The sequence below is a fragment of the Kitasatospora sp. NPDC004669 genome (assembly GCF_040609455.1).
Classification (GTDB): Bacteria; Actinomycetota; Actinomycetes; order Streptomycetales; family Streptomycetaceae; genus Kitasatospora.
Genome location: NZ_JBEXKB010000028.1, coordinates 64,621 through 90,992, shown reverse-complemented (window position 1 = coordinate 90,992; position 26,372 = coordinate 64,621). Strand labels below are relative to the sequence as shown.

Below are 26,372 nucleotides of genomic sequence, written 5' to 3'. Positions count from 1 at the left end.
AGACGCCCGGGAGTCGACAACCATGGCCACCATCAACCTCGTCCGCGGCATGGGCAGCTTCTACAAGGAGTGCGAGCACCCCGAAAGCCGGTGGCTGAGGTGCCCGCACGAGTACAAGATCCGCTACCGCAACGCGACGGGGAAGCAGACCGAGGAGTCCGGGTTCGCCACCCAGGACAAGGCGAAGGCCCGTCTCGCCGAGGTCTACCAGGCGCGGAAGAACTCCCCGCAGAGCCAACGCAAGGCGGAACGGATCCAGAAGTACGGCTCGATGCAGTTCCACGAGTACGTCGAGGAGTGGAAGGCCGGCCAGCGCCACCTCAGCCCGCAATCGCTGAGGCACCTCAACTCACTCCTCGACCACCATCTCTACCCGGTGTTCCGGAGCCGCCGCATGGGCACCTTCGACCACAAGGTCGTCGACGCCTTCATCCAAACCATGGAGCGAAACGGCGTCGGACTCGCCACCCAGTCCAACGCCTTCGACAAGCTGAAGTCGATCCTCCTCGACGCCCACCGCCTTGGCCTCTACGACGCGAGTCCGCTCGACGGTGTCGCACCGCCCCAATACGACCCCAAGCGCGCCATCATTCCCTCCCTCACCCAGCTCCAGGGCATACGGATGGCAGGCAACGACACCTTCCGCCTCATCGCCGACCTCATGAGCGGCTGCGGCCTGCGCAACGGCGAAGCGGCAGCCGTCAACCTCAAGAACCTCGTCGCGGACGACGTCTACCGCGTCACCGAACAGGTCAACCAGACCACCAAGGACTACGCGCCGCTCAAACACCGCAAGGAAGGCGAATACCGCGACGTCCCGCTGCCCGCCCGGGTCCGGCTGAGCATCCTCTCGTACGCGGACACGTACGGCACCGTCGACGGCTACCTCCTCCGCCACCCCCGGGACCTCAGCAAGCCCTACCCGTACCACCTGCTGCACAACCAGTGGCAGCGCGTCGTCAAGCAGTCCGACGACGTCGACATCCCTGAAGGCATGGTGGTCTACGGCCTCCGCCATTTCTTCGCCTCGAACTGCCTCAGCCACAACCTCCCCATCACCGACGTCGCCGAGTGGATGGGCCACAAGAGCATCGACGTCACCTTCAAGATCTACCGCCACCTCATGCCCGGATCCATCGGCCGCGCCGCCCAGGTCCTCGACCTCGGACTCGCCGCCTGAGCACGAGAGGGGTCTGCCCACCTGGGCAGACCCCTCTCGTGATGGCGGCCTCACGTAGCAGACAGGCGCTGCTGCTTCACCCACGCCTGAACCTCGGACGCCATGAACTGAAGCTTCGCGTTCCGCCCACTCCCGAACCTGTACGGCACAAGCCCGACCCGAGGCGCTTCGCGGTACACCCACGCAACGGACATATTCAGATACGACGCCGTCTGCTTGACGCTCATGAACTGCTCGGGCACGGGCTCCTCCTGTGTGGCGGCCAGATCTAAACGGAGCCCAAATCTCACCGAATCTCAACGGCTTGGTCTGACCGTCACAGTGTGATAGAGGGCATGGCGAACCTTGTCGTCGCCTGCGTGGCTCACTTGACCCCCAGCGGTCGAGCAGGCGTCCGACTGGTGTTCACCAGTTTGAATTGCGCAGGTCAGGGCCCATCTCATTCGGCCCGCATGACGCCTGATACCACCTCATGACGCCCAGCCCGTGAGAGGCGCGTGAGAGGCAGCGCGCGAGCGAGATTTCGAGAGTGATTTGCCTCACGCCCCGATTGTAGTCTTGTTCCGCCCCCGGAGCATCCGATGTCTCTCCCCGCGCGAAGTGAGAACCGATGCGCGAAGCGGCGGACCGGATCCCGGCCCGGCGACGGAGACGGACTGCATCCTTCGCTCACCCGCTCCCCCACCAGGGCTTCGCCCACCGGGTAATCGGCATGGCGTGCACGGCAACGCGGAAATCGCCCCCTTCTTGCGACCCACCAGCCGACGGAACATCAAAGAGGCGGTACCCGGCAGAAGGGGAAACGGCCTACGACCTGCAGTTATGCGAATCGGGACGACCGGATTTGAGCTTGCGATCCCTTAACCCTGGCCGGGGCACGGCCACTAAACTCCAGCTGATGGCGGGCAGGCATCGCGAGGAGCGGACAGTGAACAGGGGAAGCTCTCCGGAGGGCACCGGCGGTGCCGGCACCATCTACGAGTACCGCGTCGCAGCCCTGGCGCTTGGTGCAATGCTGTGCCACGTACCTGTCGAGGGACTTGCGGGGCCGCCGACAGAGATCCGGCTTCAGCAGGGAGACACCGGCTACCCGCTCGACGACGTCATCGCCGTGGACCGGTCAGGTTCCTTCGAGTTCGTCGTGGAGAAGCAGGTCAAGCGCACGCTCAAGGTGAAGCCAAGTGAAGAGTCGTGGCGTAAGACGATACGTCAGTGTCTAGCAAGCCTCGAGCAGTACGGGCCGGACGTCGACGCGCGTCGACGGCTGTTCGGTGTGGTCTCCACGGGTCCGCTGAGCGACCTCGAGGCGTTGGCGAAGCTAGCGAAGGCGGCCGATCGCCCCCGTCTTGACGACTTCAAGGCGGACCTGGCAGTTCCACGTCGGCGCGGCGAGCCCTACCACCGGCTGTGGGACCACCTCACCACCACCGTGGCGCAGCTGATGACCGCTTCAGACGGCGCCACCCCGACGCCGCAGGTGGTCGAGGAGATGGCATTCCGCATCGCGCGGCGTCTGGTGGTCGAGATCGAACCAGAGCAGGGCGGCGCCAGCTATCACGCACTGCTCCGTCTGTTGGATTCCACCTTGGTCGCCAGCGACCGCGGACCGCGTGCAGCTGATGTGTTCCTGCGCCTTGCTGACATCGCTGAGCAGTTCGGGCCTCAGGGTGCAGAGCTTGATGTAACAATGCTGCGCGATCTGCTGCACCAGCGCGGTGTTGTGCTGCGCGGTGATCCCCCGGCTCTGCCCGAGTTGGAGGCGGTCGAGCAGTGGACCGAGAGGGTGCTGAGCGACCCGCGGGTGGGCCAACGCCTTGGCGGTCGGCTCCATTTGGAGCGCAATCTACTGACCCAGACCGTACTTGGTGCGGTGCGCGATCACGAGCGGGTGTTGCTGACGGGGCCGCCGGGCGTTGGCAAGAGTGCTCTGGGCCGCGCGGTCGCGCGGCGCGTGCGTCAGGATGGGGCCAGCGTCTTCACCCTCTCTCTGGCAGAGCACCCATGGAAGACGCTTTCGGACGTCGAGCTGGCGGTGGGCGCGCGCGTCGAGCGGACCCTTGCTGCGGCACCCGGCGGGAATCGGCTGCTGCTGGTCGACGGCGCCGAGCAGGTGTTGACCGATGCCGGCTACTTACTCTCTTCCCTATTGGGGGCGCTCCCTCGGTCCGACGGTGGGCGCTGGCATGTGCTCGCCGTAGTCCGAGAGCAGGCGGCCGACCAGGTCGGCGAGGTGCTCTCCGAAAGCGGCGGCCAGCAGGCCGTGCAGCGCATCGAGGTACCCGGGCTGGACGACGCGGAGGTCCGCTCGGTCACCGCAGCCTTTCCCGCCCTGCGGGTCCTGCAGCGCTCGGCCCGGCCTTCGCGGCTGCTGCGCAACCTGTACGTAGTCGAGCAGTTGTTGCGTCAGGAGGGAGACGACCACAGCCCGGAGCAGGTGTTGGGGGAGGAGGACGTCATCGACTGGGTGTACGAGCACGTGGTCCGCCGCCGCGACGGGAAGCGGCCCGGGCTCGGGTCGCCGGATGAACGCAGCGACGTCTACCTCGCGATGGCGGACACCGTACTCAACGGCCACTCCCAATCCGGCCTGCGGAAGCTGCCCGGCGTGGCCCGTGAAGGGCTGGTCAGTGACGGAATCCTGGTGCGTGACGGCACGGAGTTCTCCTTCACCCACGACGTGCAACAGGATTACGCCGTTGCTCTACGGTTGCGCGCCGGTGACGCGCCAGACGTCCCGAGGGCACCTCGTCCACGGCGGCTGCTGCGCGGAGTGCGACTGTGGGGGCAGATGCTGTTGGCCCGCGCCGCCCGACGCCGCCCAGCCCAGCTGCCAGCTGCATGGCAGGAGCTCAGCGCTGTGGCGCGCAGGCTGGCCGAAGGTGACGATGTGCGCTGGGCGGATGTCCCTTTCGAGGCGATTTTCGAACTCGGTCAGCCCGACGCGGTGTGGCCGGCCCTCGCATCCCAGATGTTGGAAGACGGCGGGCTGGCCTTGATCACGGCCGCCAAACGTAGGGTGCGGGATGCCGAGATCGCTTTGCCAGTTATGGAGTTCCTGATCACCCACGCGGGTCGGCTGGGCCCTGAGGCGGCCGGTGAAGCACTGGCCTGGACGGCATCCTGGATCCATACTATGGCCGATGCCGCACCAAATCACCTGGTGGAGGGGGTGCCGGCCGCCGCCGTCTCCTGGTACGACGGCGGCTCGCTGCACGCGCGAGAGACTGCCATGGCGCTAGCCTGCGCCGCCGGCCGTCTCGACGAAACGGCCCGCAACCTGCTTACCGACATCGCGGTCCGTCATCCCTTGGCCGTTCAGGCGATTGTCGAGGACCAGAGGCTCGGCAAACTGATGGCGCGCCTGGAGCCCGAGCTCTTGGCCGGGGCGGCCCGCGCGCTGTACCTGGGCCCACCCGGAAGTCTCGGCCAGTTCCACGGCCGGGACGGCGTCCGCGACCCTTGGTGGCCCATCCTGTCGGGCATCGCGAGGGAGCTGAACCCGAAACTGCCCGATCCGGCGGATCTGGGACCGTTCGCAGTCCTGCTCGAGTACGCGCCGGAGCACGGTCTGCCCTTGGTCGGAGAGATCGCCGACGCGGCTACGGCTGCGGTGACGCGACGCGATCGCGAGGATCTCTCGGGGGAAAGCCGAATTACGTGGCCGCTGCAGGCCGGCCTGCGGACCTATGCCAGGTCAACGACCGTGTGGGCATGGCCGTGGGCGGGCTCGTCGGGGCCGGGACCGGCGCTCGCCGCGCTCGCAGCCTTGCGTCGGTGGGCGAGAAGTCGTGCGACCTCAGGAGCGAACCTGGCAGGGCTGGTGGAACGGGTCCTGGCCTGTGGGGAGAGCATCGCACTATTGGCCGTGGTCGTCGACATCCTTGCCGAGAACGCGGCCCGGGTCGACAGCGAGCTGGACCCGGCGCTGGAGCAGCCGGCGATCTGGCTGCTGCCCTCCGCCCCGTCTTCCCTGGTCACCGCGATTCCACTGATCGTGATGCGTGCTCCGTGCGAGCGTCAGGACGCCTACCGGCGTCTGGGGCAACGGCTGCTGGCCGAGCATACGGCCCGCCCCCTATCGTCCGAGGCTCCAGGCGTCGAAGAACGGCAACGTACCCGTGACCACATCATGCGGACGATGGCCGCCTTGCTTGATCACACCTGCTACCGCCTGATCGAACTCCCCCGAGGTGGCGGAAGCGTTCTGGTGAACTCCGCCGTCCAACAGATCCAGGCTGAGGACGAGGCCGCCCAAGGCGACATGCGCCGATTCATCGAGCGGTTTTCCCTGCCCGAGGATGCCTGCCGTGCACGGGATGAGGCAGGTCCAACGGATGTGCAGCGCCTATTCGAGCGGCTGGCCTTGCTGGAGGCGTCCCATTCCGAGTCACCACCCATGGATGGACCGCAGGACATGGATAACAGCCAGGCGTCCGTTGCCTCAGTCATCGTCAAGGCCGCGACCGCCTACGACAATACGGTGGAACCCTGGCAGCTGCGGTGGGCCGGCGAGCAGCTCGTTACAGCCGCCTCCCGGACCCCACAAGCAGCCACCCGCCTTGATGATGGCGAAGTGGTCTGCGAGGCGAAGGACTTCCAAGCTGGTGACCGCTCTGCCGCGCTGGCGCTGCCAGTGCTACTCGAAAACGAGACCCTCCGTCGGGGCACCGGCCTCGCCGTGAGGGAAGTCCGGAACGCCGTGATGCAGTTGGCGAGCAGCCGCTTTATCGAGGTCCGCACGCTGCTTGCCACCAACCTGACCGACCGGTGGGAGCGCACAGGCTGTACCAGCGCTGCCGACGTGTTGCATGTGAGTGGACTGGATGCTTTGACCGAGATGGTGGCTACGGCGGGACTGCACCCCGCCGACGAGGCCGGTATCCGACGGTCATACCGGCTACCTAGTCTCATTGAGCCCGTGCTCACTGGCAGTGACCCTGTCGTTGACCTGCGGCTGGCGGCACCAGCTGTGGGCGCGTTGAGCCGAGCCGCCAGCACCGACTGCGTCCACCGCGAACAGGCCGACGCCTTGCTTGAGGCACTCACCGTGCACGATCGACGCACCTGGACCAAGCAGCCAGCGGAAATGGCACCGCACATCCGGGCGTGGCGCCTGGCCCACGATGAGATCACTGCCCGACAGGCCCTTGATGGCAATCGCGAACGCCTCGACGAGATCTTGCAGGCATTCACCGGCCAGCCGGACGCGCTGATCGACCTCCTCCTCGCGCTGGCCCAGCAGGCCACTACACCCGCCCAGGCCACGCAGTTGCTCGCGCTGTGGCCCGCGCTCCTGAACTCATTGCTCTCGCTCAGCCAGCAGAGCAGCAAGTCCCTGCGAGAAGCGCTCCTACCGGTGCCGGCTGATGGTGTGAGCTGGCCTGCTGCACCCGTACGGATCATCATCGCGACCTGGGCCACGGCCCATACCGCGACACCGGCGCTGGCGGATCACCTCATCCACGTCCTCTACCGGCACCGACTGCTCGCCACCGCCGACATCTCGTTCGTCCTCGACGTCTTGGGCACCCACGTATCCGCCATTGCCCGAAACAGTCACCGAGCCGTACCCATCCTTCGCCATGTGCTGACCGACCCCGTGCTGCGCATCGGGCCGAACGCGGACCGCGCTGGTCGCCTACTCGACGCGCTCGCCGCCTCTGGGGACGAACAAGCAATCCACGCGCAACGCGAACTGGAGAATGCCCCCGGCCTGGAGTGATTCGCGACCCATCGCCTTCGGGCCGGAGATGCAAGGAGGCCGACGTTCAGCACGGCTCTCAGCCGGACCCAACGGTCGTGAGGGCAGGGACCGACGCTTCGTTCAGAAGGTGATGCCGCGGGCTGCGCGCCGCCTAGGTTGGTTGCGGAGTACCTATGCGCTGGCGGCCCAGCTGAGATCGGCGCACAGGCGGCGGAATCGGTCTTGGTCCTCTGCGGGCAGGTGAGATGCGATGCCGACGGCCGGTTGGAGGATGCCCGGGTACTCAATGCTCTGACGGAAGACGGCGAGTGCCCCGAATGGGAAGTCGGCGGGGATGGCCCGGGCGAGTCTGCCGGCCCAGACCCACGCAGGGCGCATCCAGGCTGCTCCGTAACGGGAGAGGTCCACGGCCAGCATGACCCGGCCGGGCATCGCGCAACCCTGTTTGGCCTTCGCCGGGCTGCGGCCTGCCTCGACGGCGGCGTACTCGGCTGAGCCGAGCGGCACTGTCAGGTCCCCGGCCTCGACCTGCCAGTTGACGCTGCCCTGGTCCGTCAGTGCGACCGTGAGGTGAACGTCGGTGACGTTCTTCGAGTCCTTGACCACCACCGTCAGGGGGGTGACCGCCGCGCCGTCGGCCGCTTCGAGTGCGGAGGCGACGTGCTTGCGGACAAGGGTGATGTTGTCGCCGGTCATCCGGCTCGGATACACGCTGGCCGTGATCAGGGCTCCCGCGCTGGGGTGATGACGATGCAGGAGTTCTTCAATCTCCTCGCACAGGTCGGTCAGCCCTGACGGCGACTTGGAGTTGACCTCCAGGCCCAGGCCATAGGCGTCCAGCAGGAAGTCGGGGTTGGAGACCTTGGTGTTGCCCAGAGCGTAGGGGACGTTCGCGCGGTGGAACTCAGCGGCTACGACGAGCTCGGCCCGGAAGTCGAGCAGGGCTCCCCACGACCTAAGGGCCGGGAAGTCCTCGTCGCGCTTCTTCTTCCAGACCTGTTCATCCAGTGGAGCCAGGAGCTGCTCGAGAGAGTCGAGCACAACTCCGGCGGCAGGCTCGTCCTGGCCGGCCAAACGCCGGAGGGGATGGTCCGCAACGATGTCACGCATCCATCGCCCAAGGACGCGCCGGGACGTGCCACCGGGATCGCCTTCGGGCCCCTCGTCCGACCCGTACGGACCGAACGGGCCATCCTCCCCGTGCTGTCGCGCTCCCAGCTGTGGGCCGGGGCCCTTGTGTCGAAACTCGCCAGGAAACACCGTCGTCCCTCCGGAAGGCCATGACCGTCAGCCGATTCTTCCATCCGGGTCCGCCCGTCACGGTAGTTGCCCGGCAGTGCCGGAGGAGGCCAGGTCGGCCAGCACCAAGCGGTTGGACACACAGAAGGTGCCCCAGATGCGCTAGGCGCCCTTGGAGGTGCCTGACGCCCTGATAGATCCGCAGCACCTCGTTCAGCTGCTTCACTCAGCCTCCAAAGAAATAAACACTTGATTAATTAGATCAACATCAATAGATTATTTCACATCTCACCCGCCCGACCCAGAGGTGTCTCTGTGACGACTTCCGCCCTGCGCTGCGCCCGAAGCACACACGCCAGCTCCTCCGATCCAGCTGACAACAGGGGCGCTGACAGCTTGCGGGTGGTCTCATACGGAGGGGGCGTGCAGTCAACCGCCCTGCTCGTTCTTGCCGCCCGGGGCACTATCGACTACCCGACGTTTCTGTTCGCGAATGTCGGTGACGACAGCGAGCACCCAGCGACGCTCGCCTATGTGCAGGATGTCGCCGTTCCATTTGCTTCGCGATCGGGACTAAAGCTCGAGCAACTTCGGCGCCGTCGGCGAGACGGTGAGACGGAGACCCTCGTGCAGCGGCTCGCCCGGCCAGGAGTCCGGTCGATTCCGATCCCGGTGCGGATGGCGAACGGGGCGCCAGGCCGGAGGTCCTGCACTGCGGATTTCAAGATCAAGGTGGTCGGGCGATGGCTTCGTCAGCACGGTGCGACGGCGATGACGCCGGCGACGGTCGGCATTGGGATCTCCCTGGACGAGATCCATCGGGCGAACCGGCGGCGAAGTGAGCCGCATGAGTTGATCGACTATCCGCTGCTGGATCTCGGACTGCGCCGCGAGGACTGCGTCCGACTGATCGAGGAGGCAGGGCTGCCAGTGCCGCCCAAGAGCTCCTGCTTCTTCTGCCCCTTCCGAACGGTCGAGGCGTGGAGACACCAGCGTGCTGCGGAGCCCGAGCTGTTCGCCCGGTCGGTCGCGATCGAGGCGATGGTCAACGACCGGCGGGCTGATCTCGGCCGCGACCCCGTCTACCTCACCCGCTACGGCCGCCCACTCGCGGAGGCGATAACTCTGCCTGAAGCACCAGCTGCAGCAGATGATGCTGACGGGCTGTGCGACTCCGGCTGGTGCATGACATGACGCATATTTCGTACAGCCACGCCGGTCAGCTATCTGATGAAACGTCAGAACTGGGGGTCGTTGCCTTGCGCCCTCGCGGCTTTTGAGCCGCTCGTTGGCCAGCGCGAAGCCTTTCGACCTCCCCCGTGTTCACTGGCCGGCTCCGGGCCTCTGCGTCGGCCAGGAGGGTCTCGAGAAGCCACAGCGGTGATCCCGACAGCCTCAAATCGGCGTCGGCGATCCTATTCCGATGGCGCCACCGCGCGATGGCGGCCTCGTTGGTGCCTAAAATCAGAGCTGCTTCCTTGCTCCCCACGATGGCCGGCAGGTCCGCCGGGTCTTCCGGCCTGTAGCCCCCGGGAATGGCCGCTTCGTAGAGCGCGAGCCGCTCCGGCGTGATCTCCCGACCGTTGTACCCGTCCAGCCGAAGTACCGTGCCAAGCAGCCAGTACGGGTTACCGGACGCGATGAGGTCGGGGTCGTCAAGGACCCCGTCGGTCCGCCACTTCTGCGACGTCTGCCGCTCGACACCAAAGAGGCTCGCGATCTCGGAATGGCCGACCAGGTACGGCATCTTCCCGGCCATGACCTGCGCTTCTCCACGGATCGACGGTAGAACGAGCCCCGATCAGTGGCAGGGCCCCTAAACGATAGCGTTCATCGTTCCGTCGTGCTGGGTCTCGCCGACGCAGCGGCCACTCGACCAGAAAGCACGCGGGTACAGCCCTACTCGCCCCAGCCCACCACAAAGCCCCGTGGCGACCGGCTCACGGCCGTCACCACGGGGCCTCGTGCTGCCCGTGTTTCACAGATGGCACACGGCGCAGCCAGCCTCGTCGTCGTCCTCGTCGTGCGCGTCCGCGAGGATCTCCAGGAGCGGCCGGTTCGGCTTGATGCGCTTGGCAGCTCGTTCGAGCGCGTCCTGGTGCTTGGCTTCGATCTCGTCCCGACGCTCGATCAGCTCGTGCAGGGACTCGCCCTGGGACCAGGTGTACTCCCGGCCCTGCATAGCGGTGTGCCGATAGTTGACCTTTTCCTCGTACGCTATGGCCTTCTCGAACAGCTCGGGGTGGCGATCTTTGAGGCCGACCCACTCGTGCTTGCGCTGGAAGAAGCAGAAGTAGCAGCCGGACCGGGTGCGCCACTCGTAGTAGGCCGGCAGGCCGATACCGGCTTCGTCGAGGATGCGGTCGACCCCGGGGCGGTCGATGCCGTCCTCGCGGAAGGGGAACACCGCAGTGATGTTGGGCTTGGTGCTGACGTAGCCGAGGCGGTTCTCGTCTGCCCGGATGGCGACGTACGAGATCACCTCGTCATCGCCGACCCACTCCTCCAGCGGCTTGATCTTGAGGTTTTTGGTGCACCAACGCATCTGGGGACTGGGGAGGGTGCCCTGGTAGACCTCGAGCCAGTGGTCGAAGTCGCGGGTGGCATTCAGTCGGACGATGGGCTTGCCGACTGCGGCTTCGAGGCGGTTGAGGTACTCATAGGTCTCCGGCAGCTCGGCGCCGGTGTCGCAGAAGAAGTACTCCATGTCCGGTACCCGGTCACGCATGTGGATGGCGAGGGCGGAGGAGTCTTTGCCTCCGGACAGGCCGAGGACATGGCGTGTCTTGGTTCCGGAGCCGGTGGTGTCGCTCACAGCTTCTCCTTCGTCTCGGGGGCCGTGTCGGTGCCGGCCGCGGCCAGGCGCTCGGCGAGGGCGGCGAGCAGGATGCGGGCACCGTCGGGACCGAGCGCCTCTTCAGCCTGCCTGATGACACTGACAACGAGGTCGTCGGCGGCCTTGCGTGATTGCTTCGGCACGTGGATGAGGGTGCGTTCCTCTGTGCCTTGGGGGGTGGTGAGCGTCAGCAGGCGGGTCTCGATTCGGCGCGGCGCGGCCGGCTGCTGATCGGCGGCCGGCACGTCGTGTGCCTCGTAGAGGTGGCTGACACGCTCGAGGGCTCGGGCCACCTCCTTGACCTTGGCGGGGAAGGTCTCGGCGTCCTTGTCCGTCCAGTCCTTGAGGTTGTTGTTCGCTAGGCGGATGGTGATCGGGTCGAGCCAGTCCTCGTCCGGCAGGCTCTCGTTCAGGACCCGGGAAACAAACCCCTGCAGGTTGAGCTCGAGCGGTGCGTCGGCGAATCCTCGCAGTCGTTCTGCCAGGCCCGATCGCAACTCTCGAAGCTCAACGGGGAGACGGAACTCCTTCGCGATAGCGGCCACGGCCTCCTGGCGCAGATTAGCGCTGGCTCCGGAGAGCTCATCCAAGGTGGCGATCAGGCTCGCGACGTACGCCTTGGCCGCCTGCTCGTCCTTGGGCGTGTCAGGCAGGACAGGCGCGATACCGATGGCCTCGGGCAGGGAGGTGAAGATCAGTTTGTCGGGGTCGGTCGCGTTCTCCAGAACGTCGCGAAGCTTCAGCGCCGGCTCGCTGAGACGCTTCGTCTTAGCCGCATAGCGATCCAGGTCCATGACGCGGCCCAGGAGCATCCGTGTCACGGCCAGGAGCACGGGGTTGCGCGCCGTGCGCGAGCGCGGCGTGGCAACGTTCAGGGCCTTGGCGAGGCCCTCGACAACAAGACGACGCTGGCCGCGGCCGACAGGTGCTGCCTTGACCATGAATCGGTCCGGGTTGACGTTGAGTCGTTCGATGATCTCCGGTGTCAGCCGCTGGCAGTAGCTGCCTTCCTCGAACAGGGCGATGTCCTCGCCGCGCAGGATCAGTGCGGTGACCACGAGGATCGGGACGACGCCCGCCTTGACGCCGTACGGCGGCGCCATGAGCTGCCCGTAGATGTCCACGATCGGGGTGGGGGCGATGGCCTTGGTGAGTGCTTCCTCGAGGGCCTCCCAGACGGCCATGACCTCGGCGTTCACATCGGTGCTGGGCCGGGAGATGCCGTGGGTGAGGATGCTGTCGGCGTCGGCACCGCTGCCGCTCTCCCCTGCGACACGGTGGAGGCCGAGGTACTCGACGACTCCGTGATACATCGCGCGCTCGGCGGAGTAGAGGGCCGGGTCGAATCCAAGAAGGTGGACACCCGATTTCTGGATCATCGCGGTGAGCACTTCGCGGCGGGCACGCGCGCCGTTGCTGGTGAGCTGGTGGCGGCCGGCCATCTCGTTGCGAATGTGCGGGGTGTACGGGTAGACGCGCTCGCATGCCTGGGAGGCAAGGCTGGCGTAGCTACGGGCTTCGATGACCGCGTTGGGCTCGCTGCTGGTCTCGGCGGCCTCATGCCACAGGCGCCAAGTCGACTGCGGGCTCCGGGGGCTGAAGGCTTCGTCCAGCTGTACGCCGATCTTCTGAGAGATCTCGGCCGCCCGTTCGGCGATCTCGCGGGCGGCGACGTGGTCGATGGTGTCGTCGTCGAGGAGTTCCTCGAGGGCCACGAGGTCGATGCCGGCCTGCAGGACCTTGTCGGGCTCCTCGGTAGTGCCAATCAGCACGGGAAGCGGGGAGTTGACGGCGGGCCGGGTGTCGTGGGTACCGAGGTGGTAGACGATGAGACCGTCGGCGGCGTCCTTGACGATCTCAGGGCCGTCGATCTTCTCGCCTTCGTGGCTGATCGCGGTGACGAAGTAGCGCAGCATGCCGGTCTGCTGGCTGTGCTTGCCGGCTACCACTGCCGCGGGCAGGACGGTACCGAGGTGCTTGCTGAAGTACTCGACAACGTCGGCAGGCCGGATCCGGGTGGCGACTTCGCGGACCCGGGCGTCGATGTCGACATCGGTTCCCTGCCAGACGCGGTACTCGTCGCTGTAGGCGCGGTGGACGACGAAGCCGCCCTCCACGAGTTTGCTCAGCCGCTCTTGGAGGGCGGCAAAGCGCTCGGTGTCTTGGGCGTCGAGCGGGTCGTGCAACGCGAACTGGATCATTGCCGGTGTGGCGCGCAGGAGCCCGTCTGCGTCGATGAGGTTCAGGATGCCGATGATCTTGAGGAGTTCCTGGTCCTCGGCGGGCAGCCCGTGGGCCTCGTTGAGGCGCATGTCGACCTCGAGCCAGCGGCTGGCGTTGGACGAGGCGAGGATGGTGGTGCGGCCGGAGGCGAAGAAATAGTCGTAGAGCTGTGGCAGGCGCACCGTGGAGGCGCGCTCGGGTGCGTCGGAGGAGAATGCCTCAAGGGTCCGGCGGACCGTGTTCGGTTCGTCGCTGGCGAGGAAGCCGGTGAGGCTGCGGTCGTGCTGTCCGATCTGTGAGGCAAGGAGCGGGGCTGCGACCGCGGTGAGCGGGTGAAGCGGGTACAGGCTGGCAAACATCTCGGCGGAGATGTCGACGACGGCGTTGAGCGCGTGGTCTTCCTTCCACGCCTTCGCTGCGGCTTCGGCCTGCTGGTCGATCAGCGCGCGTCCGGGCTCCCCGACGGCGGTCAGGTCGAGGCGGCGTTGCATGAGATACACCGCGTCGCCGAGGTTCGGCGCAAAGGTGATGTCCTCGAAGCGGCCCTGGATCTTGGCCCACTCCTGGGTCTGGACACTGCTGGAGCGCGCCGCGTAGTCGGTGAAGGCCAGGTGCTGCAGGGTGAAGATGAACAGGGGCAAGCCCGAGCGGCTGGCGCCCTTCTCGGCCAGCATCTGGAGCAGGAAGACGTCGCTGTCGGCGTCCCCGTTATCGCCGGCCGCAGCAAGGTACTCGAGTGTCTTGCCGAACTCGTCGAGGATCAGGAGGACTGGGGCGGCTTCGCACAGGACGGTGAAGGCGTCCACCAGGCTCTGCGCGGTCGGCACCTCGCGCTCGGCGCACACAGCGAGGGCTTGGGCGACTGCCTTCGGAGGCCGCTTCTTCCACTTGCGCTCGACGGCGGTCTGCAGGGCGCGGTGGACGGTTGCTGCGAGGGGCTCACGGCGTGCGGTGGCGACCGCGCCAAGGAAGCCCGTCTCGGTGAGCTGGTCCCGTACGCGCGCCAACCGTGTGGCGTAGCCGGGGCTGGTCGCCGCGACTGCCGCTTCGGCCTCGGCACGCCGCCCCTTGTCGTGCCCGAGGAAGGCGTCGAAGAGGTTGGACAGGGTGGACTTGCCGGAACCATAGGGGCCGGTGAACGACCAGGCGCGCGTACGTCCGAGGTCACCCACGGCGTGGGTGACGCGCTCAAGGACATCCTGGGCCCGGGCTCCGACGTACGGCGAGTTCAGGTGGCGCTCGCGAACGTCGCGCTCAAGGTTGGTGGACCGCAGTTCCGATCCGACCAACTCGATGCCTCGTGGGAGTTGGACGCCCGTGGTGGTCTGGCGGGGGTGCTGCTTGTTCTTCGTCGTCATGATTAGACGTTCTCCTCGCCGAATACCAGCTCCTCAGCCTGCTGCGAGGACTTCTTGCGTGGGGTGCCCGCCGCCGTCTCAGCAAGTCCCGGGTACATCTCGATCCACTGCTCCGGAGTGGGGAAGTCCTCGCGCTGCCGAACACACCCGTAGTACTCGTCGAGCACGTCCCAGGCCAGCGACTTCGGCGGCTTGGTGTAGGCGAGGCTTCGCTGGCCGAGTGCCTCGACGATCTGCAGGTCGGGATGGTTGCCGACCAGGGACTCGATGGCCTTGGTCAGTTCTGGCTCTCGCATGCGGAACGCCGAGCCTGGGGATCCTTCCTCGGCCGCGAGCCGGGCGAGGGAGATCGAGCCAGCGGTCGAGGACAGCCGTGAGGCGTAGTCCAGGCAGGCGTGGGCCAGGACTGCTGCCGGCAGGTTCGAGCGGGCACCGCTGGTGAAGCGCCAGGTCTTCTGCTTGCCCTTGCCCTGCCCCTCCAGCAGGCCGAGCTCTCGGAACGGAGACATGAGCAGATCCTCGAAGCTGCCCGGGGACAGCGGGTTGAACTCCTGGTCCGAGGCGTACATCTTGACCAGACAGTCCACGTCACGTTTGACCGACTCCGATGCGGGCCAGTCGTCTTCCTTGAAGTTCTCGTGGACGTAGCGCGTGATGACGCTCTGCATCTCCAGGTCGGTGACGCGGGAGCGCGGTGCCAGATTGAACATCACGTACCAGCTCGGCACCTGGCACTTGGAGTCCGGTTCAGCTGAGAGCAGCCACCAGTGGAGCAGCCACAGGCTGCCGGTGTCCTCGAGGTAGGGGTCGGCGCCGTTCTCGTCCAGCAGCCAACGTGCCCGCCATGTGGGGGCTGCCAAGCGGGCTTTCCGCGAAGGGTCGCCGTGGGCGTGCTCCTGGGTCAGCTTGAATGCCTTCGACCAGTAGCGCATGGCGTTGACCATGTTCTTGCCGACGCCGAGCAGGACCGGCGCGTCCTCGCGGTAGAAGATGTCCGGCACGTCCTTGACCTGCATGTATGCCTTATGCATCCAGCCGAACCGCGGAGCGAAGGTCTCATGGCGGTTGAAGCGGAGCTCGACGGCTTCAGCGAGCCGGCTGTCTGACATTCGGGGATACCTCTCGATGGTCAAGTGGTTCAGAGGGAAGCAGGGCTATCTGGGAGTAACGCCGGTCACGGTTCGGCAGTAGCGGCCATCGCCGATCGGACCTGCGCGACCGCCCCTGCAGCGGCATCGACGCCGCGCTCGATGTCCCCCTCTGTCGTGGCGTAGCCCAGGGAGAACCGCACAGTGGAGTCCGCGTCGTCACGGGTACGGCCCATCGCGAGGAGCACATGGCTCGGAGTCGGGGCTCCCGACGCACAAGCACTGCCGTCGGAGGCCGCCACATGCGGCATGGCGGCGAGCACCGCATCAGCCGGCACACCGGGAAAGGTAATACTGGTCACACCTGGCAGGCGGGGTACGCCAGCACCGTTGATACGGCAGCCCGGCAGCCGAGTGGTCAGACCAGCCTCCAGCGCGTCACGAAGCTTGGCGACTCGGGCGGATTCTGTCTGCAGCTTGAGATCGGCGGCCTCCGCTGCCGCGCCGAGCCCGGCAATGCCGGCCACGTTCAGTGTGCCCGCTCGCCACCCGCGTTCCTGCCCGCCTCCGATCAGCAGAGGACGGTGAGGGAGGCTGGTACCGCGGCGGACGAACAACGCTCCGACGCCCTGCGGGCCACCGAACTTGTGGGCCGACAGGGACAGCAGATCGACGTCCAACGCGTCCAGGTCCACGGGCAGCCGCCCGACATACTGTGTGGCGTCAGTGTGGACCAGGGCCCCAGCCTCGTGAGCGGCCTTGATGACGGGCGTCAGGTCGGTCAGCACTCCGGTCTCGTTATTGGCGAGCATGACCGACACCAGGGCCACGTGCCGCTCGCGGAGGATCCCATGGAGTGACTCCAGGTCCACAACGCCGTCGGCATCGACAGGGAGAACGACGAGCGAGTCCGGCTCCCCTTCGGTGACGGCGCGGGCTGTTTCGAGGATCGCGGGGTGTTCCACAGCCGTGGTCACCAGCGCACCGCCTCGCGCGTACGCTGCATGGAGGGCAAGGTTGTTCGCCTCGGTCGCCCCGGAGGTGAAGATGATCTCCCCCGGAGAGCAGTTGAGCAGGCCGGCGAGCTGACGGCGGGCGGCACCGACTCTGGCTGCGGCGTCGCTCCCCAAGTGGTGCATGCTTGAAGCATTGCCAACGCTCTTGAGAGCGGCCAGCGTTGCGTCGAGAGCCTCGGGGCGCAGTGGTGCCGTGGCGTTGTAGTCGAGGTATACGATGTCGACCTCCTCAGCACGGGCCTCTGCCATGTTTTGCCCCCTCTTGATCTGATTCGCTCCGACTCTCACTCCTGGCGGCTCTCCTCGACGGACCGATCGGTTCCACCAGGAGTGCACTGAGATCCTATCCAACTGCGGAGACAGTCGGAGCAGGCTCATCAAAACGACCGCACCCGACCGGGCCCATGCCATGCACCTGCCAGAATCCGCCGGGATCGGTCACCGGCCAGCTGAGTGACACCCGGTACAAGGTCCGCTACACCCCGGCTTCGAATGCGGATTTCCGCGACGGGCCCCCGTGTGTCAGTGGCTCGGTCTAGGCTTGATCGCTAGTCGTGGTCCTCGCGTTGCAGCGGGTCGCGACAGTCAAGGTCGAGCTGCGCAAGGGGAGCGTTGCGCGTAGGGGTGCCTCAACGGGGAGGGGCAGGGCGAGGGGGCTGGCAGAACCGCAGCAACTGTGAAGTGTTCCAGCGACGCCGGGCCGCAGGCTGCCCGCACTCGCCCAACGAACCCAAGAGCCGCGACTACCGCGCGGAGAGCCTGAAACGGCAAACCGAACCGCGTAACGCACGGGAGCTTCATTTGGAAACCCGCGAGATCTTCGACGCTGCCCCCTACACAGTGGCACAGTACCTCAGCGAAACCGGCCAGGGACTCTATATCCCGCCGTACCAGCGCGCGTACAGCTGGGAGTCAAACAAGGTCAAGCGCCTCATCGCAGATGTCGCCCACGGTGTGGAGCAGATCACCAAGTTCCCGGAGTCGATTTGCTTCATCGGCTCCGTGATCGCACTGCGCGACCTCCAGTACAGCACGGTGGATCCGATCCACCGACCGATGGTGCCCGCGAAGGTCATGAGCATCATCGACGGTCAGCAGCGGATGACCACCCTCCTACTTCTGACCACTGTCCTGCACGAAGAAATCAGCATTCGAGCGAACCGGCTCCCCAAGAGTGGAGGCGAAGCCCGAGACTGGTGCTTCAACCAGGCAGTCGACGTGACAGTCCGCCTCACCGATACGTTCGAGGAGGATATGCGATATGGGGAGGGCGACTTCCGCTTTTACCCTCGCATGATCCGCTCGTTCCACGACGTGTGGTCGCGCAATAAGGGCGAAGCACAATACGAGTCCCCGATCGGGTACTACCTGCACCAGTACGGGAAGTACCGGCGCGACGAAACCGGCTCGCAGGATTACAAGCACATCCCCTTCGTCGAGGGCGAAGCCGAGGACGCCAACGCCCAGGCGCACAAGCATCTCGAGCTCACACGCACCTTCATCCGCCGGACGCTGCGTCAGGCCGTCTCGCTGTCGCGGCAGGCTCGGGAGGACGAGGCCGATCTCCCCTCCGCGCAGGCCATGGTGGAGTCCAAAGTCCTCCAAGAGGCCCTGTTCAACAGCCCCTTCCCCGACTTCGTGATCGACGCAGCCCGCGAAGACGACCGCATCGGGGCACTTCTCCGGCTGATCGTCTTCGCCAACTACCTACTCAACCGGGTGACCGTAGCGGTTGTGACGTCCAAGCACGAAGACTACGGCTTCGACATGTTCGAGGCCCTGAACACCACCGGGCAGCCTCTCACGGCGATCGAGACGTTCAAGCCCAAGGCCATCAAGAACGAGCCGCTCAAGGAGTGGCACGAGTCAGAGTCGTACAACCACTTTGACACCATCGAGAAGTACCTCGACGCGCAGGGCGCGTCGTCCGCGGACAAGCGCCAGACGGCAACAGACAACATCCTGATCCCGTTCGCGCTACTCAACGACGGAACCCGGCTCAGCAAGCGCCTCAGCGAGCAACGCCACTACCTGCGCACCGCGTTCGACAAGGAAGCCGGCCAAGCAGAACGGCGCGTCTTCCTGCAAGCACTAGCCCAGGTCACCAAGTTCGTCTCCGGCCCGTGGGCTCAACCGGAGAAGCTTCCGGAGTGCACAGACGACGCGCTGCGAAAGCAGGCCGCCTTGTGCGCCCAGGTGCTTCGCGAGGCCAAGCACGACATCGTGGTCGCGCCGCTCACCCGGTACTACGCTTCGCACCGGCTGGCTCAAGACAACATCGACGAGCGGGCCCGCCAGTTCCTCACCGCCGTCCGAGCCTGCGGCGCCTTCTACGGCCTCTGGCGAGGAGCTTTCGGCAGCACCAACGGAATCGACAACGTCTACCGGAAGCTCATGGGCGCCCCGGCCGCCGACGAAGGTGGGCTGAGGTTCATGCGGTTCGGCCGGCAGCTCACCGAAGTTCCCCCGATCGAAGAGATGCTGAGCTACCTCCGCCAGCAGCTCCAGGAGGAGGGGCTCGGCGAGAAGGACCGCTGGGTGGCACGCGCAGCCGAGACGCCCGTCTACACGAGCTCTCGCCAACTCACCAAACTCCTGCTCCTCGCGGCCTCCAACGACTCGACACCCGACAGGGAGCAGCCCGGTCTGGTCACGCTCGGCCGGCAGGGCGTCCTGAGCACGCTGAACCTGGAGCGCTGGCACGACGAGGCGTTCTCCACGATCGAGCATGTGGCCCCGAAGGGTTCCGGCGCGAGCGGCTGGGAGGGAAAGCTCTATGACGAGCCGGGCACCGTCCACGTGCTCGGGAACCTGACGCTGCTGCCCAGGGTCGAGAACTCGTCCGCCCACCAGCGCTCGTGGCCGATCAAGCGGCTGATGTTCCAGGCTCTCTCCGCAACGACGGTGGAGGAGGCGGAGAAGACGCTCGCGCAGGCCGCCCATGAAGGCATCGAAATCGGCGAAGGGGCCGAGGCCATCATCCGCCGAGCGCGCTACCTTCCTCTGGTCGCAGCCCTGGCGCAGCGTGAGGAGGACTGGAGCGTGGAGTTCGTACGCGAGCGCTCCCAGCGGCTGTGCGGTATGGCCTGGGACTCACTCGCACCCTGGCTCGGCCTCTGAGCGGTTCCGCGGTCGACATCGAACCGACTCGGGGCCGGTCTCAGCGGCGCGACGATCCTCGCCCCCGCATGCCGCCTGGCGGGGGCCAGCAGATATCGGTTTCGGCCTGGTGAGTTCCGGTGCTGTGAGCCATGGCCACGAGTTGTACTCGTGGCCATGGCTCGTGGGCACATCGTCATGCCCGAGTGGGCCAGTGGGCTTCGGACTGCTATTGGGAAATCCACCGCCAAGTCTCTTCAAGCGCAGCCCGCGCAAGGCCAGCACAGACACCCTTGAGCGCGACAGCAATGAGCTGCTGACGACGATCGCCCGGCCCCTCGCGGCGGGGGTCGGCGAAGGTACGCGCCTCCCTCGGCCCCTTGCGGCGGGTAGGGCGGTTCGGAACTGGGCGATTCACGGATGCCTCCTGGATCGTATGCCCAGCGGATAGGTCCGACGGGCGTTGGCACATATGTCCGCCGTCCAGGGGGTTTCCAGCGATCACAGGTCTGTCCGTGGAGGCACAAGTACGCTGGTCAGCAGAGCGATTGGAAGTCTTCCAGGAGACCGTCAGACTGGAAGCAGGGCGGGAGGGCGTGGCCGTGGGTGGGGCTGTCGAACGTTTCAGTACCGAGCTGAAGCGCCTGTACGAGGACGCTGGCGAGCCCACATTGGGTCAGCTTGTGCGACTTGCCGCCAAACAGGCCCCGCCGATCAAAATCTCGGACTCCACCATCAGCACCTGGCTCAATGCCGGGCATGTTCCTGCTCCTGGCCCTAAAGAGAAGTACTTTGCCCTGCTCGTCACCTATCTGCGTAAGCAAGCGGCGGCTCGCGGGCACCAGCACATGCCAGAGGGAGCCTGGCTGCAACTTCTCCACGCGGCACGGGAGGAGCGGAGTGCGCTGCGGGGCGGACGGCCGGCCAAGGCCCGCGTGAGCCCCGAGGTCAGTCGCCGAGAGCTGCGCACCGTGGAAACCTTGCCCCCACGACCAGTCGGACTCGTTGGGCGGGAAAGCTGCTTGGCCGATCTGCTGAGCGAGCTGGATCCCGCGCGAGAGAAGGCGCAGCCTTCAATAGTGACGGCGGTCTCCGGCATGGGAGGATCCGGAAAGACAACCTTGGCCATCGAGGCGGCTTATCGAGCACGTGACCTCGGCTTGTTCTCCGGCGGCGTGCTGTTCCTTGATATGCGCGGCTACAGCAGCAACGACAGCGACTTGAAAGCCGAGAACGCGGCGGAGCAATTGCTCCGGTATCTCGGTGTTCCTGAGGCGGACATTCCGCCCGCAGGCTCCGAGGTGCTGGATCTTTGGCGGACTCACGCAGCTTACTTGGGGCGCCAGGAGCGCCCTTTCCTCCTAATCCTGGACAGCGTATCGGCAGCCAGTCAGGTTCTTCCTCTCATTCCTTCGTTCTCCCAGCATCGGATCATTGTCACCACTCGGCACGTTCTCGCATCGCTGCCCGGCCGCCAGATTGAGCTCAATGAGCTGTCGGGGTCCAGCGCGGCACAACTGCTCGATCAAGCCCTGCGCGTCGCTCGGCCCGATGACCAACGGGTCGCCAGCGCCCCAGAAGATGCCGATCAGCTTGCAGCCCTGTGTGGCGGGTTGCCGCTTGCCCTGCAGATTGTGGCGGCCTTGCTGAAAATCGAACCCAAGCGACCACTTGCCAGCCTGATTGACGAGCTGAAAGACACAAGAAGCCGCCTCGGCGGCTTGCAGCATAATGACATCGACGTGCTGGGAAACCCGCTGGCCACAAGGGCCGCTTTCATGCTCTCCTATCGGCGGCTGTCCACGGAAGAGGCCCGCGCTTACAGGCTGCTTGCGTTGGCCCCTGGCCCGCATTTCTCCATGGAAACAGCCGGCATCCTCCTTGAGGCTCCCCCATCAGTGACACGGTCACTGATCCGCACACTCATGAGTGCGAACCTTCTGCTAAGCAACGCTCAAGAACGCTGGATGATGCACGACCTTATCCGTCTGTATGCGGAGGAGAAAGCGGACGAGGATACCAATAATGTGGAATCGTCGGGGGCCCTCCAAAGAATCCTGCTCCATCTTCTCGAGGTTGCCGAGGAGGCCGACGGCCAGCTCAGCTGGACGGCAGATGAGGCGCCTAGCGAGCGCTTCCTATCGCCAGGCGAGGCCCGCAACTGGCTCGATGACGAATACTCCACTCTGCTGGCAGCGGTTTCTTACGCCCACTATGTGGAATTGGATATTATCTCAATAGCCATTACATTGCGACTTGAGAGGCATTTCGCACAAAACTGCCGCCTTGGGGATTGGGCCGATATGCTTGAGATTGCACTCAAGTCCTCCCAAAGGCTCGGAGATCCGCAGCTAGAGGCCGAAGTACTATCTGGCCTCGGGCGGTTCCACAACGCCGCACATCAACCAGACCGGGCTTTTTCCTTTCATCAGGAAGCTCTTCGCCTGGTGATTGAGGCTGGGGGCCACCCGAGCGAAGCGGCGATCCTTAGTTCAGCGGCATCCTCACTCGTGGAGGCCGGACGCTTCGACGAGGCAATGTCATATTTTGAGAAATCGCTCACTCTGCACCGGAAGTCAGGAGACATCCGCGGCCAGGGGCGCGTTCTCCACAACATGGGAACCATGCTCGTCGATCTTGGAGACCTCGACAGGGCAGTCGATTTTCTGCGTGAAGATCTGCGGATATGCCAGAAGCTTGGAGATCGCGCAGGAGAAGGCGTGACTCACAATTCCCTCGGGCGCGCCTACTATGACCTCCAAAAATATGAGACTGCAGCATCACACTTTCAGCAAAGCCTGAATATATGCCGAGAATTTCGAGACGCACGCCAAGAAGGCAGCGTCTTGAAGAACCTTGCAAATGCCCATGCGAGTGCAGGTCGACTCTCACTCTCACTTGACTTGTATCAGCAGGCGCTACGAGTTCAACGCACCACTGGCGATCGCCACGGGGAGGGCGAGACACTGATGAACCTTGCCGTAACGCATGAGGAGTTGAGGCAGATCGGGCCTGCCATCAAGTGCCTCGAGCAGGCCGCAATTGCCTTCCGGGAGACTGGCGACAAACATGGGATCCAGGCAGCCCGGCGCTGGTTGAGCAATCTCCAGGCCCGGAGCCCTTTTCACAATCGCTGAGAACCGGGACCGCCCACCCGAGGCCATCTCGGAAACCTCCGCCGACTATCGACTCCGTACCGGCCCCAGACCAACGGCAAAGTCGAACGCTTCAACCGCACCCTGCTCGACGAATGGGCCTACGCACAGCCCTACCGAACCGAACAGGAACGACACGACGCCTACCCCGACTGGCTCCGCACCTACAATCACCACCGCGGACACACCGCACTCGCAAGCAAACCACCCGCCAGCCGCGTCCCCAACCTCACGGGTCAGAACACCTAGGCCCGGCTGCGCCAGCCGAGGCCCCCACGAGCCCCGCTCATGATCATGTCGGCCTGTCCGGCGACGCGGCCGATGGTTGAGGCGAATGCATCGACGTGCTCCCTGACCTGGGCTTCCCAGCCGCCCGGCTGGGCAAAGAGGAGCGCCCCGCCCTCGACCTGTGCCATCAGCGCCGGACGATCGCGCTGGTACTCCGCCCAGCCTTGGCGGAACTCCCTTCGAGCGGCCAGCAGACTCGTCGGCTGGATGCTCTCCGCCCGAAGGTCTCGCGAGACCTCGGCCTTGGTCATCCATAGGAGTACGGCGTAGTCGAAGGTCATGGACATATCCGGAAGCCCAGGGGTCCGTTCGGCAAGTCGATCCCGTCCGTCATCCCCCCATGGGGCGACGAGGTCTTTCATCGCCGCCCCGAGGTCTTCCCATCGCGGGTTACGGGTCTTCTCTGCCTCCATTAGAAGACGCTCGACTTCCCGCCGGGTGGCTCTCAGCGCGTAGGGGTGCGCAAACTGGGCGATCACTTCCCTAGCCCTGGCCTTGCGGCCGGCGGCCGTCGCGACACCTGCACTCCCCGAGTACGTCCGCAGGGCCCTGCGAGCCTGTTCGTCGGTGACGACCCCGGAGTCCTCCAGCCACATGTGGATGATCACCGGGGCAACCGTGTGGTGCGGGACCTTCGGAAGCGGCGAGCGCTGCTTCGCCTCGACGATCTTCTGGAAGAGGACACGCTGCTCCGGCGGGAACACACGAGTGTCGCTGCCCCGCTGAGTCGTCTTACGGAAGAGGGGCGAGGCGAGGAGGCCGTGCTCCACCCATGCCGTGATCGTCCGGGGTCGTAGCCGGACGCCCATGTCGTGGGCGTCGGCCACCAGGTCGTCCGCGGTGCCGGCGACCGCGTCGTCGAAGCCAGCCATGGTTCTGGAACTTACACCGGGATCGGGCCTTGAGAGCGCGACATAAGAACAGTCGGGACGGGATGGTGAAGGGGTGCCAAATGCACACCCCCGCGTCGACACGTTCCTGGCCGGACCCTCGACGCGGGGGAGCCATCAACCACTTCCGTAGGAGGCTGACATGTCCAACCGTAAGCGCCGTCGCACAACGCCGCGAGCCTGCCCGTGCCGCGCTCGAGTTGCCCGTCGCAGCGATCTCTCGCACGTGGCCGCCGTGGAGGGCATTCGCGCGGTCAGCGGGCCGTTGTGTCTCGTCCTTCTCAACCTCGCTCGGCGGTTCATCGGCCTGAGTTGACGTCGAGTGCCGGTGGGCCGGTCGTCGCGAAGCATGCTTCGGCCGGCCCCGCCGGGACCGTCATCAGCCTTCGAGCGCACCTAGAGGCCAGGATAGGGAATACCTCATTCCTCTTCTGGATTGGTCCCTGGGTACGGTCGTGCGAGGGGGCATTGGTGGCCGATCTGAAGGTGTTCCGGCGGGGTGCTGACGGCCGGGATGTCGAGCTGCGGGGTTCGACGGTGGCGCGGGAGCGGGAGCTGCAGCGGCGGGTCGAGGGGGCGCTGGAGCCGATGTTGGGGGTGCGGTTCCTGGCGTCGGAGTACGTGACGGGGCCGTGGCGCCAGGGGCGGATCGACACGTTGGGGCTGGACGAGGACGGCGTGCCGGTGGTCATCGAGTTCAAGCGCGGGCGCGATGCCGGGGTGATCGCCCAGGCGGGGTCCTACCTGGTCTGGCTGCTGGCGCACCGGCACGAGTTCGAGGCGCTGGTGCGCAGACGTCTGGGCGCCGATGCGGCGGAGGCGGTTGACTGGCGGCGGCCCCGGGTGATCTGCGTCGCGGGCGAGTTCTCTCGCCATGACCGTGCTGCTGCTTCGCTCTACCAGCGGGATCACCGCGTGGACCTGGTGCGCTACCGGGTCTTCGGTCCGGACCTGTTGACGCTGCAGCTGGTCGAGACCGTTCCGGGTTTCTCCGCGTCCGGTGCCTCGCCGGTGCTGGCTGCTCCGGCCGGCGAGGCGAGCGACGAGCCGGAGGTGGTCGCGGCGCCGGCGGAGGTCTCGCAGGTGGAGGTGCCGGGGTGCCTGCGGGAGCTGTACGGCGAGCTGGACGAGGTGCTGACCGCGGCGGGTGAGCTGGAGGTGGTGGTGCTCAAGCACTACATCGCCTACCGGCGGATGCTGAACGTGGCGTCGGTGATCTTCCGGCCCTCTGTCTCGCACCGGGCGATCCTGGTGTACCTGCGGCTGGACCCGGACACGGTGGAGCTGGAGGAGGGCTTCACCCGCGACGTACGGGGCATCGGGCACCTGGGGACGGGTGACCTGGAGGTGCGGATCGTCTCGTCCGCGGACGTGGAGAAGGCCGTGCCGCTGATCCGGCGGGCGGTCGAGGAGTCCTGAGGGACGCCGGAAGGGCGGCTGGAGTCTGGTGCTCCGGCCGCCCTTTCGCGTCTTCGGCCGCTCGCCCTGGTGACGGTTCTCACGCTCACGCCTCCGGTCCCGCGAGGACGAAGTCGTCCTGGGCCAGCTCGGCGCGCAGCCGCTGTTCGGCGACGTCGGCGTAGTGCGGGGAGAGTTCGACGCCGACGAAGCGCCGGCCTTCGCGCAAGGCGGCGACTCCAGTGGAGCCGCTGCCGGTGAAGGGGTCGAGGACGACGCCGTCCTCGGGGCAGATCCGGACGAGCTGCTGCATGATCTCCACCGGCTTCTGGGTGATGTGCATCCGGTCCTTGCGGGGCTGGGAGGCGGTGAAGTGGCCGGGCAGGTAGAGGTCCCGGCTGTTGTCGAGGGTTCCCTTGACGCCCCAGATGATGAACTCCGCGCTCTGCTTGAAGCCGCCCTTCCTCGGGCGGCTTGCGGGCTTGATCCAGGGGATGGTGCCCTGCCAGGTCCAGCCGGCCATCTGCAGCGCATCGCTCGTGGTGGGCTCCTGCCGCCAGTCGGAGAAGACCATCGCAACCGAGTGCTCGGTGCTCGCCCGGTACGCCTCGGTGAGCAATTCGGTGAGCCAGGAGCGGTAGGAGCGCTGGTCGCGGTTCTCGCCGGGGAAGGTCTTGAGGTCGTGGATGCTGCCGCTGGTGACGTACTTGGCGCGGGCGTCGCGGCTGGTGCGCTCGGAGCTGGTCCGCCCGCCGCTGTTGTAAGGCGGATCGGTGATGACGGCGTTGACGGACTCGTCCGGGAGGGTCTTCAGCACGGTGAGGGCGTCGCCTCGGTGCAGCTTGTAACTCATGGGATCTTCCTTCGGGGCATGGTTGGGCCCGCTCTGGGCGACGCC

Annotated in this window: 15 protein-coding genes and 1 pseudogene; 7 read left to right on the top strand and 9 right to left on the bottom strand. The window is 66.0% G+C overall.

Annotated features, from left to right (window positions below; all coding sequences use genetic code 11):
• The first annotated feature begins 22 nt into the window (after positions 1–22).
• Positions 23–1,180, top strand: a complete 1,158-nt coding sequence (locus ABZW30_RS23345) for a site-specific integrase (RefSeq protein ID WP_355673096.1) — start codon at positions 23–25, stop codon at positions 1,178–1,180.
• Positions 1,181–1,230: 50 nt separating this feature from the next.
• On the opposite strand, the gene ABZW30_RS23340 is transcribed toward ABZW30_RS23345, so the two are convergent.
• Positions 1,231–1,422, bottom strand: coding sequence for a hypothetical protein (locus ABZW30_RS23340; protein WP_355673095.1), 192 nt, complete (start codon positions 1,420–1,422; stop codon positions 1,231–1,233).
• Positions 1,423–2,078: 656 nt separating this feature from the next.
• Here ABZW30_RS23340 and ABZW30_RS23335 point away from each other — a divergent pair.
• The gene (locus ABZW30_RS23335) at positions 2,079–6,902 is read left to right on the top strand and encodes an ATP-binding protein (RefSeq protein ID WP_355673094.1); all 4,824 of its coding nucleotides are present in this window, start codon (positions 2,079–2,081) and stop codon (positions 6,900–6,902) included.
• 153 nt (positions 6,903–7,055) lie between these two features.
• On the opposite strand, the gene ABZW30_RS23330 is transcribed toward ABZW30_RS23335, so the two are convergent.
• Positions 7,056–7,958, bottom strand: coding sequence for a hypothetical protein (locus ABZW30_RS23330; RefSeq protein ID WP_355673093.1), 903 nt, complete (start codon positions 7,956–7,958; stop codon positions 7,056–7,058).
• A 588-nt stretch (positions 7,959–8,546) separates the two neighbouring features.
• Here ABZW30_RS23330 and ABZW30_RS23325 point away from each other — a divergent pair.
• Positions 8,547–9,317 carry a phosphoadenosine phosphosulfate reductase gene (locus ABZW30_RS23325; protein ID WP_355673092.1) on the top strand — a complete coding sequence of 257 codons (771 nt, stop codon included), beginning with the start codon at positions 8,547–8,549 and terminating at the stop codon, positions 9,315–9,317.
• Positions 9,318–9,342: 25 nt separating this feature from the next.
• On the opposite strand, the gene ABZW30_RS23320 is transcribed toward ABZW30_RS23325, so the two are convergent.
• From ABZW30_RS23320 to ABZW30_RS23300, 5 genes are all read right to left on the bottom strand, one after another.
• Positions 9,343–9,882: a hypothetical protein gene (locus ABZW30_RS23320; protein ID WP_355673091.1), complete on the bottom strand. Its 540-nt coding sequence runs from the start codon at positions 9,880–9,882 to the stop codon at positions 9,343–9,345.
• A 219-nt stretch (positions 9,883–10,101) separates the two neighbouring features.
• On the bottom strand, positions 10,102–10,938 hold the full coding sequence (locus tag ABZW30_RS23315) for a phosphoadenosine phosphosulfate reductase family protein (RefSeq protein WP_355673090.1): 837 nt from the start codon (positions 10,936–10,938) through the stop codon (positions 10,102–10,104).
• Positions 10,935–14,540: an ATP-binding protein gene (locus ABZW30_RS23310; protein WP_355673089.1), complete on the bottom strand. Its 3,606-nt coding sequence runs from the start codon at positions 14,538–14,540 to the stop codon at positions 10,935–10,937. Before ABZW30_RS23310 ends, ABZW30_RS23315 begins: the two co-directional genes overlap by 4 nt.
• Before the next feature lie 2 nt (positions 14,541–14,542).
• Complete coding sequence (locus tag ABZW30_RS23305; RefSeq protein ID WP_355673088.1) at positions 14,543–15,649, bottom strand: DUF4007 family protein; 1,107 nt, start codon at positions 15,647–15,649, stop codon at positions 14,543–14,545.
• A gap of 65 nt (positions 15,650–15,714) precedes the next feature.
• Positions 15,715–16,893, bottom strand: a complete 1,179-nt coding sequence (locus ABZW30_RS23300) for a cysteine desulfurase family protein (protein ID WP_355673087.1) — start codon at positions 16,891–16,893, stop codon at positions 15,715–15,717.
• Positions 16,894–17,325: 432 nt separating this feature from the next.
• Here ABZW30_RS23300 and ABZW30_RS23295 point away from each other — a divergent pair, with 432 nt between their 5' ends.
• The 3 genes and pseudogenes from ABZW30_RS23295 to ABZW30_RS23285 all read left to right on the top strand — a co-directional run.
• The gene (locus ABZW30_RS23295) at positions 17,326–19,764 is read left to right on the top strand and encodes a DUF262 domain-containing protein (protein ID WP_355673086.1); all 2,439 of its coding nucleotides are present in this window, start codon (positions 17,326–17,328) and stop codon (positions 19,762–19,764) included.
• Positions 19,765–20,291: 527 nt separating this feature from the next.
• Positions 20,292–22,880, top strand: coding sequence for a tetratricopeptide repeat protein (locus tag ABZW30_RS23290; protein ID WP_355673085.1), 2,589 nt, complete (start codon positions 20,292–20,294; stop codon positions 22,878–22,880).
• Positions 22,881–22,922: 42 nt separating this feature from the next.
• Positions 22,923–23,147 (top strand): annotated as a pseudogene (locus tag ABZW30_RS23285) (integrase core domain-containing protein); the annotation flags it as partial.
• Here ABZW30_RS23285 and ABZW30_RS23280 read toward each other — a convergent pair.
• A complete protein-coding gene (locus tag ABZW30_RS23280; protein WP_355673084.1) occupies positions 23,144–24,058 on the bottom strand; it encodes a hypothetical protein in 915 nt (304 codons plus the stop codon). The pseudogene ABZW30_RS23285 and the gene ABZW30_RS23280 overlap by 4 nt on opposite strands.
• Positions 24,059–24,547: 489 nt before the next feature.
• Here ABZW30_RS23280 and ABZW30_RS23275 point away from each other — a divergent pair, with 489 nt between their 5' ends.
• Positions 24,548–25,495 (top strand): DUF5655 domain-containing protein, encoded by a 948-nt coding sequence (locus ABZW30_RS23275; RefSeq protein ID WP_355673083.1) that lies wholly within the window; start codon positions 24,548–24,550, stop codon positions 25,493–25,495.
• An 85-nt stretch (positions 25,496–25,580) separates the two neighbouring features.
• Here ABZW30_RS23275 and ABZW30_RS23270 read toward each other — a convergent pair whose 3' ends face one another.
• Positions 25,581–26,327, bottom strand: a complete 747-nt coding sequence (locus tag ABZW30_RS23270; RefSeq protein ID WP_355673082.1) for a site-specific DNA-methyltransferase — start codon at positions 26,325–26,327, stop codon at positions 25,581–25,583.
• Between the last annotated feature and the right edge of the window lie 45 nt (positions 26,328–26,372).

Bases quoted from the DNA above. Each gene is read 5' to 3' on its own strand.
- ABZW30_RS23300 (WP_355673087.1), bottom strand. From the start codon at position 16,893: ATGGCAGAGGCCCGTGCTGAGGAGGTCGACATCGTATACCTCGACTAC.
- ABZW30_RS23305 (WP_355673088.1), bottom strand. From the start codon at position 15,649: ATGTCAGACAGCCGGCTCGCTGAAGCCGTCGAGCTCCGCTTCAACCGC.
- ABZW30_RS23320 (WP_355673091.1), bottom strand. From the start codon at position 9,882: ATGGCCGGGAAGATGCCGTACCTGGTCGGCCATTCCGAGATCGCGAGC.
- ABZW30_RS23345 (WP_355673096.1), top strand. From the start codon at position 23: ATGGCCACCATCAACCTCGTCCGCGGCATGGGCAGCTTCTACAAGGAG.
- ABZW30_RS23335 (WP_355673094.1), top strand. From the start codon at position 2,079: ATGGCGGGCAGGCATCGCGAGGAGCGGACAGTGAACAGGGGAAGCTCT.
- ABZW30_RS23270 (WP_355673082.1), bottom strand. From the start codon at position 26,327: ATGAGTTACAAGCTGCACCGAGGCGACGCCCTCACCGTGCTGAAGACC.
- ABZW30_RS23280 (WP_355673084.1), bottom strand. From the start codon at position 24,058: ATGGCTGGCTTCGACGACGCGGTCGCCGGCACCGCGGACGACCTGGTG.
- ABZW30_RS23310 (WP_355673089.1), bottom strand. From the start codon at position 14,540: ATGACGACGAAGAACAAGCAGCACCCCCGCCAGACCACCACGGGCGTC.